The organism is [Phormidium] sp. LEGE 05292, assembly GCF_015207735.1.
Taxonomy (GTDB): Bacteria; Cyanobacteriota; Cyanobacteriia; order Cyanobacteriales; family Aerosakkonemataceae; genus Floridanema.
On the sequence record NZ_JADEWG010000152.1, the window covers coordinates 1 to 14,413 of the forward strand.

The 14,413-nt window shown below is 39.2% G+C and carries 9 protein-coding genes; 4 read left to right on the forward strand and 5 right to left on the reverse strand.

The window, feature by feature from the left end; translation table 11 throughout:
* Positions 1–153 precede the first annotated feature (153 nt).
* The gene (locus tag IQ264_RS26840) at positions 154–1,470 is read left to right on the forward strand and encodes a hybrid sensor histidine kinase/response regulator (RefSeq protein ID WP_193984678.1); all 1,317 of its coding nucleotides are present in this window, start codon (positions 154–156) and stop codon (positions 1,468–1,470) included.
* A gap of 28 nt (positions 1,471–1,498) precedes the next feature.
* Complete coding sequence (locus IQ264_RS26845) at positions 1,499–3,949, forward strand: MASE1 domain-containing protein (RefSeq protein WP_193984680.1); 2,451 nt, start codon at positions 1,499–1,501, stop codon at positions 3,947–3,949.
* A gap of 355 nt (positions 3,950–4,304) precedes the next feature.
* Here the strand turns inward: IQ264_RS26845 and IQ264_RS26850 are convergent, their stop codons facing one another.
* Positions 4,305–5,366 (reverse strand): mannose-1-phosphate guanylyltransferase, encoded by a 1,062-nt coding sequence (locus IQ264_RS26850; RefSeq protein ID WP_193984683.1) that lies wholly within the window; start codon positions 5,364–5,366, stop codon positions 4,305–4,307.
* 225 nt (positions 5,367–5,591) lie between these two features.
* On the opposite strand from IQ264_RS26850, the gene IQ264_RS26855 reads away from it, so the two are divergent.
* Together IQ264_RS26855 and IQ264_RS26860 are read left to right on the forward strand one after the other, a co-directional pair.
* Positions 5,592–6,179 (forward strand): 5-formyltetrahydrofolate cyclo-ligase, encoded by a 588-nt coding sequence (locus tag IQ264_RS26855; protein WP_193984685.1) that lies wholly within the window; start codon positions 5,592–5,594, stop codon positions 6,177–6,179.
* Positions 6,169–7,032, forward strand: a complete 864-nt coding sequence (locus tag IQ264_RS26860; RefSeq protein ID WP_193984687.1) for a carbohydrate ABC transporter permease — start codon at positions 6,169–6,171, stop codon at positions 7,030–7,032. The genes IQ264_RS26855 and IQ264_RS26860 overlap by 11 nt, the downstream gene beginning before the upstream one ends.
* Positions 7,033–7,404: 372 nt before the next feature.
* Here the strand turns inward: IQ264_RS26860 and IQ264_RS26865 are convergent, their stop codons facing one another.
* The 4 genes from IQ264_RS26865 to IQ264_RS26880 form a co-directional block, all read right to left on the reverse strand.
* On the reverse strand, positions 7,405–7,641 hold the full coding sequence (locus tag IQ264_RS26865; protein ID WP_193984689.1) for a CsbD family protein: 237 nt from the start codon (positions 7,639–7,641) through the stop codon (positions 7,405–7,407).
* A 73-nt stretch (positions 7,642–7,714) separates the two neighbouring features.
* Positions 7,715–10,423: an SBBP repeat-containing protein gene (locus IQ264_RS26870; protein ID WP_193984692.1), complete on the reverse strand. Its 2,709-nt coding sequence runs from the start codon at positions 10,421–10,423 to the stop codon at positions 7,715–7,717.
* Positions 10,424–10,793: 370 nt separating this feature from the next.
* Entirely contained in the window at positions 10,794–13,319 is a 2,526-nt protein-coding gene (locus IQ264_RS26875) for an HD family phosphohydrolase (protein WP_193984694.1), read from the reverse strand.
* Positions 13,320–13,679: 360 nt separating this feature from the next.
* The gene (locus IQ264_RS26880) at positions 13,680–14,021 is read right to left on the reverse strand and encodes a hypothetical protein (RefSeq protein WP_228061845.1); all 342 of its coding nucleotides are present in this window, start codon (positions 14,019–14,021) and stop codon (positions 13,680–13,682) included.
* Between the last annotated feature and the right edge of the window lie 392 nt (positions 14,022–14,413).

Genomic DNA, 14,413 nt, shown 5'->3' on the forward strand with positions numbered 1-14,413 from the left:
GCTCAAAAGGGGGGCTAAGAAAGAGCCAGACTTGTAATTAGCAACTTGAATTCATTTAATAAATTGATAGGAGAAATAAATTAACTCTAAATATAGGTCTTTCAACCAAAGAAACAAGGGGTTTTATTTAAATTATCATTATTGAGGAAAAATATGAAATTACCAGAAAATAGTACACTGCTAATTGTTGATGATAACCCTACCAATATTAAACTTCTCTACGATTTATTGAAAGAACATGGATTTAGGATTTTGGTTGCTAAAGATGGTCAAAGTGCGATCGAAAAGTTGGAAGTTGCTAATCCAGATTTAGTTTTGCTTGATGTGATGATGCCGGGAATAGATGGATTTACTACTTGTCAGATCGTTAAAAGTAATCCTAAATATCAAGATTTACCGATAATTTTTATGACAGCTTTATCTGAAAATGAAAATAAAGTAAAAGGCTTATCATTGGGAGCAGTAGATTATGTTACTAAACCATTTCAACCGGACGAGTTATTGGCACGAGTTAATCTTCATTTGAAGCTATATCATCTGACAAAAGAGTTGGCGGAAAAGAATGCTCACTTACATGAAATGAATGAATTATTAGAACAAAAAGTAGAAGAACGGACATCTGCCCTACAAAAAGCGCAAACGCAACTAATATTCAACGAAAAAATGTCTTTTTTAGGCCAATTAATGGCGGGTATAACCCACGAAATTAACAATCCAATTAGTTTTATTGATGGCAATATCAAATATGCTCATGATTACGTCATAGAGTTAATTAATCTAATCAATTTATATCAAAAAAACTACCCAAATCCTGTACCAGAAATTACAGAAAAAATAGCAGAAGTTGAGCTAGATTACTTAATGGAAGATTTGCTCAATTTAATTGTTTCGATGAAAGAGGGAACCAAACGTATTGCAGAAATTAATCAGTCTATGCGAGCTTTTTCTCGCAGTGATACACAAAATAAGTTCCTATTCAATCCTCATGAAGGGCTGGAAAGTACTTTATTGCTGTTTAAGCATCGCTTGAAAGCCAACGAAATTCGTCCAGCAATAGAAGTGATTAAGAAATATGATATTTTACCAGAAATTAATTGTTATCCAGGGTCTTTAAATCAGGTATTTATGAATTTACTGGCAAATGCGATCGATGCAGTGGAAGAATCTAATACCGGACGTAGTTTTGCAGAAATTAAAGCTAATCCTAACCAAATTACTATTTGCACAAAGTTCGATCGCGAAAATGAGCGAGTAATTATTTCAATTAAAGATAATGGTATTGGGATAAAGCAGGAAAATAAATTAAGAATATTTGAGCAGTTTTTTACTACTAAAATCATTACCAAAGGAACAGGTTTAGGAATGACAATTTCTCGTCATATAGTTGAAGAAAAACACGGTGGAACGATCGACTTTATTTCCACCCCAAGCCAAGGAACAGAATTTACAGTTAAATTACCTATCAAATAAAGATTAGTTCGCTATCTAGGAGATTTCAATGATGCTTAATTTGTCGCGTCAATTATTTCCTAAATCGGCTAATAGGCTGCTATTAGCACTGGGAATAACTGTCGTTTATTACATAACTGCTAAACTCGGTCAATCCTTAGCAATTCCCCCAGGATTTGTCACACCAGTTTATCCTCCTTCTGGGATTGCTTTAGTATGTTTTCTGATTTTTGGATATGATATTTGGATCGGTATTTGGTGTGGTGCATTTATAGCAGCAACCTTAGCTTTTATTACGAATACTCGTTTAGTTGAAATGTCGATCGCAGCAGGATTCGGAATAGCGATCGGCTCAGTATTACAAGCATTAATTGGTGCTATTTTAATCAAAAAAGTCATTAACTCAATGCGAATTTTTGATGCTGCTGAAAATGTCTTTAAGTTTTCCAGTATTGAATTTTTTAGCTGCATGGTTAGTCCAATATTTGGTGTAACTACCATGTACTTATGTAAGTTTATCAGTTTGGCAGAATATAGTCATACTTGGCTAACTTTTTGGCTGGGAGATTTAATGGGCGTTTTGGTATTTGCACCTTTAATTCTGATTTGGAATCAGCCAAATAGCTCAACATTTTTGCCTCAAACAGAGAAAGTAAAAATTTTTCCTGCTCTATTTAAAAGAAATTATCAGACAATTATTGAAGTTGGTATTTGGCTGTTACTAATGTTAGTAATTGGTCAAATTGCCTTTGGCTACAGTTATCCAGTGGAATATATGCTAGTTCCTTTATTAGTATGGGCGGCATTTCGATTTGGACAGAAAGGGGTAGCTATGGCGATTTTTTTAGTATCTGCGATCGCCATTATTGGAGCAGTACGAGGAAATACTTCATTCAATCAAAGTAGCTTGAATGAAACACTATTATTACTGCAAACTTTTATCGGCGTAATTACCGTTACTACCTTAATTTTATCCGCCGTAATTATGGAAAGGAAAGAAGCAGAAATAAAGTTACTAAAAGCCAAAGAAGACTTAGAAATTACTGTCGAAAACCGAACTGCCCAATTAAGAGAATCTAAAGAAGCAGCGGAAATTGCCAATCGTGCTAAAAGTGAATTTTTAGCTAATATGAGCCACGAATTGAGGACACCTCTTAACGGTATTTTAGGATATGCTCAAATTTTAGCGCGAGCTTCCGATTTGAACTTACATCGTCAAAGTATTAATGTGATCTATCAATGCGGTAATCACTTACTCAATCTCATTAATGATATTCTAGATTTATCGAAAATTGAAGCTCGTCGCATGGAGCTTTATCCGAAAGATTTTCACTTACCTTCTTTTTTGTCAGCCGCAGTAGAAATGTCTCGAATTCGTGCTGAACAAAAAGATATTGGGTTTAATTATTATGCCGATCCAAACTTACCAATAGGAATTTGTGCTGATGATAAACGCCTGCGGCAAGTTTTAATTAATCTTTTAGGAAATGCGATTAAATTTACCGATCGAGGTCATATTAATTTTCTGGTTAATTTGCTCGATCGCAATCCTAATCTAACCGCTAATACAGCATTAATTCGCTTTTCTGTGGAAGACACAGGAGTAGGTATTTTACCAGAACAATTAGAACATATTTTTCTACCTTTTGAACAAGCTGGCTCAAATTTTCGCCGCACCGAAGGGACTGGTTTAGGATTAGCTATTAGTCAAAAAATCGTGAATTTAATGGGTAGTAGTATTCAAATTGAAAGTACCCCTAATGCTGGTAGTAGATTTTGGTTTGATGTCAACTTTCCTGTAGCGACAGAATGGATAAATTCTGCTGCTAGCAACGAACAAGGAAAAATAATTGGTTATGCTGGTAAGCGGCGCAAAATTTTAGTTTTAGATGACAAAGAAGTAAATCGAATTGTGTTATTAGAATTGCTAAATTCTTTGAATTTTGAATGTGCAGAAGCTGTTAATGGCGAAGAAGGTTTTACTGTTGCTACTACCTTTAAACCGGATTTAATTATTACTGATTTGGTGATGCCAGTTTTAGATGGGTTTGAATTTACTCGCCGCTTGCGACAATCCCCAGAATTTCAAAATACCGTAGTTATTGCTTCTAGTGCTAGTGTGTTAAATGAATACCAAAATAAAAGTATGGCAATCGGTTGTAATGAATTTCTGAGTAAACCGATCGATCTAGAAAAACTGCTCTCTTACTTACAAAAGTATCTCAATTTGCAGTGGATTTATGAAAATGAAAATCAGCCATCTCCAATAGTAGATACATCTATTGTTGTCAACGAACAAAATTGGATAGTACCGCCAGCAGAAGAATTGAAAAAGTTATATCAAGTGGCAAAAATAGGTGATATTGCAGCTATTGAAGCGGAAGCTCAACGCATTAGTCAGTTAGATAATAAATATGCTGCTTTTATCGATCGCATTTTGGAATTAGTTAATCAATTTGAAGACCGCGAAATTGTCAAATTACTTGAGGAATACTTGTAGGAATTACGCACAGCGAAACTTGGGCTGGTTCCCCGTTTATTAAGGGACACGGAGGGGGAATCTAAGGCTATGATTACTAGGTTTAGATCCCCCCAACCCCCCTTAACAAGGGGGGCTAATACCAAATCCGGGTTAGTTACCCCCGATATATTCTCCCTCTTTCCTCTGCGTTCTCTGTGTCTCTGCGGTTTATTATAAAGGGGGTTTTTAACCCGGATTTAGTATGAGAAAGAGCTAGACTTGTAACTAGCAACTTGAGTTATTAGAAGGTTCCCCCCTTAATAAGGGGGGCTAGGGGGGGTCTAGATTTCAGGCAGAGAGTGCCTAATTCCTAATCTTTTGCAAGTTTTAAATTTTACAAAAGATGAGTAAATCTCGAATCTTCTTGGATTTTTTTCAAGACTTGCTTAATTTCCTGAGTACGTTCTTTTTTGACAATTAAAGTGACATTACGATCGCGCACTACCACCACATCATCTAACCCAATAGTAACAATTACTTCGTCTTCACCTTCAGCATAAAGAATACTTCCTTGGGTATCCATGCCGACGTGAGTTGCTAATTCTACATTTGCTTTATCACCTTTTAACAAACGTTCGATCGCATTCCAATCGCCCAAATCATCCCAACCAAAAGCCGCCGGAATTACATAAGCCAAATTAGTTTTTTCCATCAAAGCATAGTCAATACTTTTTTTCGGTAATTGTGAATAAGCTGCTACACCTTGTTCTTTTAAAGGAGTAAGAATTTCTGAAGCGTGAATCGCCAATTCATTAATTACAACTCCCGCCCGAAACACGAACATTCCGCTGTTCCAGCTAAATCTACCTGTATTTAAAAACTCCTCAGCTGTTTCGCGATCGGGTTTTTCTGTAAACCGATTTACCCGATAAACTAATGAATTACCAAAAGTACCTTCCGCCTCTCCTTGTTCAATATAACCGTAACCAGTAGAAGGCTGATTTGGTTTAATTCCTAAAGTGACGATCGCCTCTTTTTGGGTTGCTAATTTAGCAGCATCTTCTAAAATTTGTTTATAAGCTGCTTCATCTGCAATCCAATGATCTGCCGGAAAAAAACCAACAACTGTATCATTACCATAACGATTAGCAATTTCTAAAGTTGTCCAAGCAACTGCGGGTGCAGTATCTCTTCCTTCTGGTTCTACTAATAAATTTTCTTCTGGCAATTCGGGGAGTTGTTCTTTCACTCCTTGGGCTAAAATTTTAGAAGTACAAACCCACAATTTATCCCAACCACCTGCAACTGATAATAATCTCTCTGCGGTTGCTTGCAAAAGGCTTTTGCCACTACCATCTAAACTTAAAAACTGTTTTGGACGTTGTTTGCGACTGAGGGGCCAAAAGCGTTCGCCTTTGCCACCTGCTAGAATTACGGGGATTAAAGAGTTAGTCATTGGTCTTCCTTAAATATCAGTACTATTAGCGACTTGGCTTCATCCTACTAGGTTTTTTGCAGGTCAAATTTAAACATTTGAACAAGGAACTTTAAAAAATTGATGATTCATTCAGTAATGGATACCGAAATCTGCGGAAACCTAGTTTTCTGGTCAAGTATCGGAATCATCAACCTTCCTATGTTAATCTTGATGTCTGGAAATCTTAAACTTTAAGGTTTTTTAATGGACAAAGTTAGTTTACGTCGATCGCTTCTGAAATTCCGCCAAATTCTCCCCAAAACAGAATGGCAGGAAAAAAGCGATCGCATTTGCACTCACTTACAATCCTCCCCCATTTTTAAGGAAGCAAAAACCGTTTTAGCTTATTTTAGTTTCCGCCAAGAACCAGACTTAAAACCCTTGTTTACTAACTATTCCCACAGTTGGGGATTTCCTCGCTGCGTTGGTAACACACTTTCTTGGCACCTTTGGCAAGCGGGAGATCAGTTAGAAACCAATAAGTTTGGTATTTTAGAACCTGTTGCTAATGCTCCCATTTTAAATCCCAGTCAAGTTGATTTAATTTTGGTTCCTTCTGTGGCTTGTGATGTGCGAGGATATCGATTAGGCTATGGTGCTGGATATTACGATCGTTTATTAACTCTGCCTGAATGGTCAAATAAAATAACTATTGGCATTGTTTTTGACTTTACTTATTTGGTAGAGATACCGATCGATGAATGGGATCGAGGTTTAACAGGAGTTTGTACGGAAACAGGGCTAAAAATTATTAATAAACATCAGGGAGAGAAGCTAAATAATGTTGGATAAACAGCAAATTTTTAAATCTAAAATTACTCAAGGGTCTGGGTTCAAATATATTTTAATTTATGGGGTGCTGGGTGCGATCGCTCTCATCATGCTTTTTCCTTTATTATGGTTAATCAGCACCTCCTTAAAATCACCATCAGAAAACATTTTTCAATTCCCCCCACAATTTTTCCCAGCACAACCAACCTTCGATAACTTCATCCGCGTTTGGGAAACCAATCCTTTTGCCCAATACTTATTTAATAGTACCTTAGTAGCTGGATTAACAGTTATTTTAAACTTATTATTTTGTGCTTTAGCCGCTTATCCCCTCGCCAGATTGCAATTTAAAGGCAGAAACATAATTTTTGCTGTCATAGTTTCCACCATCATGATTCCCTTTCAAATCGTGATGATTCCCCTGTTTATTTTGATTTCTCAATTAAGATTAAATAATACGTACTTAGGAATTATTTTTCCCAGTTTAGCCTCAGCGTTTGGGATATTTCTATTGCGCCAAGCCTTTCAAGGAGTACCCAAAGAACTAGAAGAAGCCGCCAGAATGGACGGTTGTTCCGAATTAGGAATTTGGTGGTTTGTCATGTTACCAGCAATTCGTCCAGCATTAGTAACTTTAGCAATTTTTACCTTCATTGGTTCTTGGAGTGATTTCCTGTGGCCTTTAATAGTAATTGACAAACCAGAATATTACACTTTGCCTTTAGGTGTAGCCAGATTAGCCGGGACATTTTCCTTAGATTGGCGGTTAATTGCGGCTGGTTCAGTAATTTCGATCGCACCAATTTTACTATTATTTATTATCTTGCAAAGATACATTGTTCCCAGCGATTTAGGCAGTGGTGTTAAAGGTTAGATTTCCAGAAAAAGAGCGTGATACCATTTTACGTTAAGGTTGATACAAATAATTTGTAGGGGCGGGTTTAGCCGATATCTTGAGCTAGGCATCGTCAAATCTTCAACAAAACCCGCCCTTACCAGATATGTATCATTAATTTCGTGAATTGGCATGATACTAAATCCGGGTGAAAAACGCCCTTTATTAATGAACCGCTCCAGGACGCAGAGAACGCAGAGGAAAGAGGGAGAATATAGAGGGGTAACTAACCCAGATTTGGTATGAGGTACAAAGAAATCTGCAAGCTTTGCCAAAAAATAATAATGGGCTAATTTTGGTAGGAAATAATTAGCCCAAACAAATCAATTTTAATGTGCAAATTCAACCCACCTAATCCAGTTTTTCTTTTACTTTATCGATCGCATCATTAGCAGCATTCTTGATCCCATCAAGCAAATTTTGGGCTTTGCCTTTCAGATCGGCTGCTGTATTCATTGCTGCTGCTTGTGCTTGCTTGACTTGTCCTTCCGCTTTCATTTGGTTATCACCAGTCAATTCGCCCGCAGCAGCTTGCACCTTACCTTCCATATTTTTAGCAGCCGCTTTGATTTTGTCGTCGATGCTCATAATTTTTTACCAAAATCGAATTTTGGTTACTAAGGTATACGAAATAGCCAAAAATGTCAATAATTATCCCAAATCAAGGCAGAGAAACAAAATTCCCTTGAGTAATCAAATTAGCAGTAACCCCATTCAAAGTTGCTAACAATTGGTTACTACCAAGCTGCGTAATTACGGTATTATTTCCACTTTGCACAATTGACAATTGTTGGAAAGTCAAACCACCAGATAAAGCTAACAAATCTACCCCTACTTGGAAATCACTAATCACATTACTACCTTGAGCAGATAACACAAATTGGTCACTACCATTGCCACCCATTAGATAATTACTTCCCTTATCACCAAAGAGCAAATCATTACCATCACCACCAATTAAACTATCATCTCCTTGACCACCATAAAGAGTATCATTTCCGCTTTCACCAAAGAGCCAATCTGCACCTTGATTGCCAAAGATTGAATCATTACCATCTCCACCACAAATTTCATCATTACCATCTCCACCGTAGAGAGAATCATTACCATCTCCACCGCAGAGAAAATCGTTATCTAATTGACCAAATAATTGATCGTCTCCTGTTCCTCCGAACAGAAAATCTTTTCCTTGACCACCGTAGAAAGTATCATTACCATTCTCACCAAAAATCCAGTCATTGCCAGCGTTACCGTAAAGCAAATCATTACCGTCACCGCCAAAAATAGTATCGTTATTACTACCTCCCAATGTTTCACCAATACCACCACCAAATATAGTATCGTCGCCTCGATCGCCAGCTAAAATATCATTGCCTTGATCGCCATATATTACGTCATTACCTTTACCGCCGCGCACTAAATCATTATTTTGACCGCCGCGAACCGTATCATTGCCTTGGTTCCCGTTAACATAATCTTTATCTTCGTTACCGTTAAGAAAATCGTCGCCTTCACCGCCAACAATCCAATCGTTACCGAAACCACCATAAAGGCTATCATTTCCTGTGCCGCCAAAGATGTTGTCACTACCATCTTTGCCTAGTACAAAGTAATTGCCACCAGAAAGGGAAATTCGATCGTTTAGTTCAGTTCCAACAATAAAACTATTTTTGCCATCACTATTTATGGAATTGTTAACTGGATTTAAATTTGATAACTGAGCAGACAAATTATTCAGATCTGGAGGAGTAATATAATCGCATAAGCAATCAAAGCGATCGACAATGGGAAGACTAGCGTTATTAACAGCACCAATGTTGTAGCCACCACCACTGGTTAATGTGAGTTGGACAGTTTCACCTGATTCAAATACTGCACCTGCTACAGAGGAGACTTTTAAGATCGCGGTTTTTTGTCCAGCAGCAATAGTAAAACTGTTCGCAGTTAGGTTGGTAATATTTGAGCTTGTAACTAGGCTGTAGTCGGTAGTAAAGGTGGCAGTTCCCGCAATGCTATAGTTGATTGTCAGACCGCCTGCTGGGGCGGGGTTATCTAAAGTGATGACAAATGTGCCATAGCTGCTACCTCTTTCTCTGCTAGTAATATCAGAGGTAATGGTAACAGTGCGTAATACTTCCAATGTGGTGACAAAATTGGTATTGCTACTGGAAATACCTGCGGTGTAGAGGTTGCCATTACTGTCAGTGGCGATGCCGTAGCCGATTTCTAGGTTACTACTATTCCCGGTATTATTACCTCCCACAGAGTTTACCGAAGTGACTTTGCCATTGCTGTCTAGTTTGGCTACGAAGAAGTTACTGTTTCCTTGGGCAGTCAGGATGGTACTCCCAAAGGTGACGCTGCCAGCGAACTGACCTGTGGTGTAGATGTTGCCGTTATTATCGATCGTGATGCCATTACTTGTGGCAGAGTTACTCACCCCCAAATTTTTTGCCCAAGAAATGTTACCACTGCTGTCCAGCTTGGCTATGAAGATGTCACTGTTTCCTTGGGCAGTCAGGATGTTACTACCGAAGGCGATGCTACCAGAGAATTGGCCTGTGATGTAGAGGTTGCCGTTACTATCGGTGGCGATGCTTCTGCCTATGTCGGTGGCGTTGGTGGTATTACCGAAATCTTGTGCCCAAACAACCTGACCATTACTGTCCAGTCTGGCTACGAAGATGTCAGGGCTGCTTCCTTGTGCAGTCAGGGAAATATTCCCAAAGGTGGCTTTGTCTGTGAATTCACCTATGATGTATGAGTTGCCGTTACTGTCGGTGATAATATTCCTACCAATGTCGGCTTGAGTACCCCCCAGACTTTTCGCCCAAGTGACGTTACCACTGCTGTCCAGTTTGGCTACAAAAATGTCTTGGCTGCCATTGGAAGTCAGGGTTGTATTTCCGAAGTTGATGGCACCTGAGAAATAGCCTGTGACGTAGAGGTTGCCGCTACTGTCGGTGGTGATGCTGCTGCCTTGGTCATCGTTGTCAGAACCGAAAGCTTTTGCCCAAATAACCTTGCCACTGCTATCCTGTTTAGCTACGAAAATGTCTTTGTCTCCCAGGAAAGTCAGGGGTATAGAGAAAGCGCCTGTGGTGTAGACGTTGCCGCTATTGTCAGCGGTGATGCTGTACACCTTAGCACTACTTCCCAGATTTGTTGCCCAAATAACCTTGCCGCTGCTGTCTAGTTTGGCTGTAAAGATGTCTTGGCTTGCATTGGAAGTTAGGATCGTACTTCCGAAGGTGACGCTACCAGTAATCTGACCTGTGATGTAGAGGTTGCCGCTACTGTCGGTGACGATGCTGTTGCCAACGTCGCTGGAGGTATCACTTAAATCTGCGATCGAAATAACATTGCTCATTGCTGACTCCTATTTACTCCTCCCTTAGTTAGATGTTGATGGGATTTCCTTAGTTCCCAGTGACACTGAGATGATGCAACCTGCTTGTGCTGCCGCTGTGCAGCCATCGCTGTTGGCTTTAGCCTTGTCGTTGCTAATCCTTAATGCCTGTTTTCTCTGCACTCCAAGGATTAATAATTTATGAAATAACTTTGTTTTCTAAAATACATTAAATGAGGAGATGAAAAGACGTTGATTAACTCAAAAGTTCAAACTCTCTAAGGGCGAGTTTTGTTGGTTAATTTTTCTGATGGGATTACAGACTTATCTACTAAACCCGCCCCTACAAACTCAAAATTCTCCCAGTCCCCAGTCCCTAATCCCCAGTTCCCTATCCATTATTTAATACTGCTTTTGGATAAGCAATTCGCTTATGATGAAACTGTTGCCAAACTTGGACAAAAATTTCGGCAATTTGGGACATTTCTGCGCGTGTTAAACCGGAATCTACTAATTGATTATCTTGCCAACGTGCCTTCAGAATTTTGTTAACCATTGCTAAAGCTTCTTCGTAAGTGGCATCTTTCAAACTTCTTAAAGCTGCTTCGCAAGAATCTGCTAACATAACAACTCCAGTTTCCCGCGATTGGGGAATCGGCCCTGCATAGCGGAAAAAAGATTCATCTATAGGCCCTTTTGCTTCTTGCTTTGCCTGATGATAGAAATAAGCAATTTGCATAGTTCCTTGATGTTCAGGAATGAATGCTTGAATTACTTTTGGTAAGCGATAGCGACGTGCCATAACTATCCCTTCAGTAACGTGCTTTTTAATAATTGCGGCACTAAAATAAGGATCATTAATTTGGTCGTGTTTATTTGGGCCTCCCATTTGATTTTCAATAAATCCTTGGGGGTCATGCAATTTACCAATATCGTGATAAAGGGTTCCGGTGCGGACTAATTCTACATTGCAATCTAATGCTTTAGCTGCTGCTTCTGCTAAAGTGGCAACAAATAAAGTATGTTGAAAAGTTCCAGGTGCTTCTTCTGCCAACCGTTTTAAAAGTGGACGATTTGGGTTCGCTAATTCTGCTAAACGAACGGGGGTAACTAAATCAAATAACTGTTCTAAATAGGGGCTAATTCCTAATGCTACGACACTCCAAGCTACACCTGTGAGACTGTAGATAGCTGCTTCTTGGAGTATGGTTAACCATATTGAACCAACAGAGGCGCTCAGAAGTAGATTAAGAGTGAGATAAACAATTCCTTCGGTTAAACCGATCGTAATTCCTAGTAAAGCGAGTTCTTCGCGCGATCGCAATCTCCCCGCCATCAAACTCCCCACCATCGCCCCAGCTGCATTAGCCAACAAGTGATCCCAAAGAATATTTTCCAACCCAATAGGCAAACCCAGAGTCAGTAAACCAATCGTAGTTACACCCAAAGCGGAACCATAAAAACTTCCCACCAACAAACCCACTGCTGGCAGACTACTGTAATTCACTCCAAAACTGACCAATAAAGGAGTACTTAAAGCCAATAGTAGGATTAAAACGTGGTCACGTTGGCGCAAACCAGGATGAAACCGCTTTTCTACCCACCAAAAAACTCCGACACCACCAATAACTAATACACCACAACCAATTAAAGCCCACCAATTGACTTCCCGACGGCTTAATTTAAAGTGATCGAGCAAGACAAATTCCCTTTGGGTGATTTGTTGACCTGCCTTGACAATGATTTCCCCTTTCTTTATCTCGACTATTTCTGGTTTAACTTGCTGTACGGCTTGTTCAGCTTGCAGCTTTGTTTGTGCTGCATCTTCGATTAAATTCGGTTTTAGGACACCAACTATTAGCTGAGTAACTACAGGTTGGGCGGTTTCCGGCACTAAATGCTTTAACTGAATTTTCACAACTTGCTGTTTCAACTCCAAGGGTAAACCAGGAGCTATACCTTGAGTGAGAATGCGTTCTAGTGCTTGGGGAATTCCCTCTTGAGTTTTGCGCCAATCTTCTTCTGTCAACTCTAAAAAGGATAAATTTTCCGAATCGTCATCTTGTTCAATCAATTTACTGGACAAATTGGCTAAGGCTTGAGCATAACGCTGACGGACTTGAGAAATTGTATTTATTAATGTTGCTAATCCCTCTGGATTAATCCGGCGATAGACTTTGAGTTCGTTAATAACCTGTTGTAGTTGTGGAGAGTTGACTGGTGAGGGAGAAGCAGAAGTCGGAGATTCATTAATATTTTCTGTTTTCTCACTGGCATTGTTTAATGCAGCTAAAATTGCTTGCCATTCCGATTCTGAGCAACTCCGCAAGTAAATTTGGGTGGCGGTGGATAAAACCGATGTAAAGGGAAATTGTCCAGCAATGCGGCGATCGTGGTTAATTTGCTGAATTTTTTGCTGTAAATCTTGATAAATCTGATTATTAATTACAGGATCGACCATTAATACTGGTATTAATCCCCGACGGGCTGCTTTTTGTTTTGCTTCTGTGGTTTTTGGATCTGGAACTGTTGCGTCTCGTGGAGCCAGGATCGTGGAGGGGGCTACGGTGTCAACGTCCAGCTTTGGCTGGTTGTAGAAGCGATGACCCATTGTGCTGGTTAGGGAAATCACTGCCATGACTAAGGCAACTTTGGGGCGTTTCCCAGTTTTAGAGCGCCGACAATTTAGAACTTGAGTTTGACAGGGATTTGTTTCTGCGATCAAATTCCGCAGATGTTTCTGCACCAGCTTATAAATAGATTCATGCCGTTCGGGAACTTTTGGCAAAGAGACAATCTCTTGGTCGGGGTTAGGTTTTGAGGAACGGTATGTATGTTTGAATGTTTTTAAATGAGCCATGCTGAGGGCAATTCTCCGCCATTGCTTAAGCTTTTGTGTCCACGAAAACGTTTTCATCTAAGAGCGGCGGTACACCCTGAACTCGATATCGAAGTGATACAAAGCGTTACTCATTTGGTTATTATAGGAGTTTATCTGAAAAACCGCGCTCTATCGATGGTCATATAAAAAATGGTAATAATGCTGAAGAGTAGGAAATGTGTGCTTCTTCAGTAGTTAATCTAGTCTTTGAATTTAGATGAATCACTAGCATAGGCATTCACAGCGATTGATCCCAGACAGATGATAGAGCGATCGACACTGTATCAGTGGGATCGCCTATTTTTCGTTGATCCCTAGCTTATGGGAAGTGTTGCAGAAGATCAACTATCAGCCTATGTAGTATTTCATTTCTATAATTTATGCTAATTAAAACAATTAAAGGTAATCACGCAGAAAGTCGAATGGGTCTTCTTCCCAGCAAGGTTCTGGACACATTAAATTGAGATAGCTAACGAGTTCTGCTTCTACTTCTGAGGCATCCTCTGGCTCAAACATTTCTGCTAAAGCTTGTAAGTCTCTTTCTCTCAGGGAAGACAGGGGGGCGGCGTGAACAACTTGGGAGTATTCTTTTTCCGTTGTTTTACTTACCTGACTATCTATCTGATGAAGTTTTCGTAAAGCAGGGCTTCGGGAAATTTTTTGAGCAGCTAGGGAACTAAAACTAATTAGCTCGCTTAGGGGGGTAGAGTCTTCATGGTCGGATTGAGTGAGATACATAATTTTACTCGGAAGACTAACAGGGAGTAGGTTGAGAAATTTTATGTTGCAACTCAGGCTAATGCTGAGAACGCAGGTAAACGCTCAACAGATCAGGTTAGGTTTAGGAATTCGGAATGAGCTTTTTGACCAAAAAAAGTTTTCTTTCCGCAAAATTATGTAACCTTTTGCACTCTGTTGATAATTTTTCAATGATTTGCGATCGGAACCTAACTTGTTTAATTTTAACTTTAAGTGTTTTCACTATACTTATACCAATTTCATGATTTCGAGCAAAATTCGTTTACTTCACAATATCTTTACAATAAAGCTTAGTAATTGAATTATTAGTAATTTTGATCGCTAAAACTTTGTATCTTTAAATACTTTTTGTGGGACTGGGGATTGGGGAC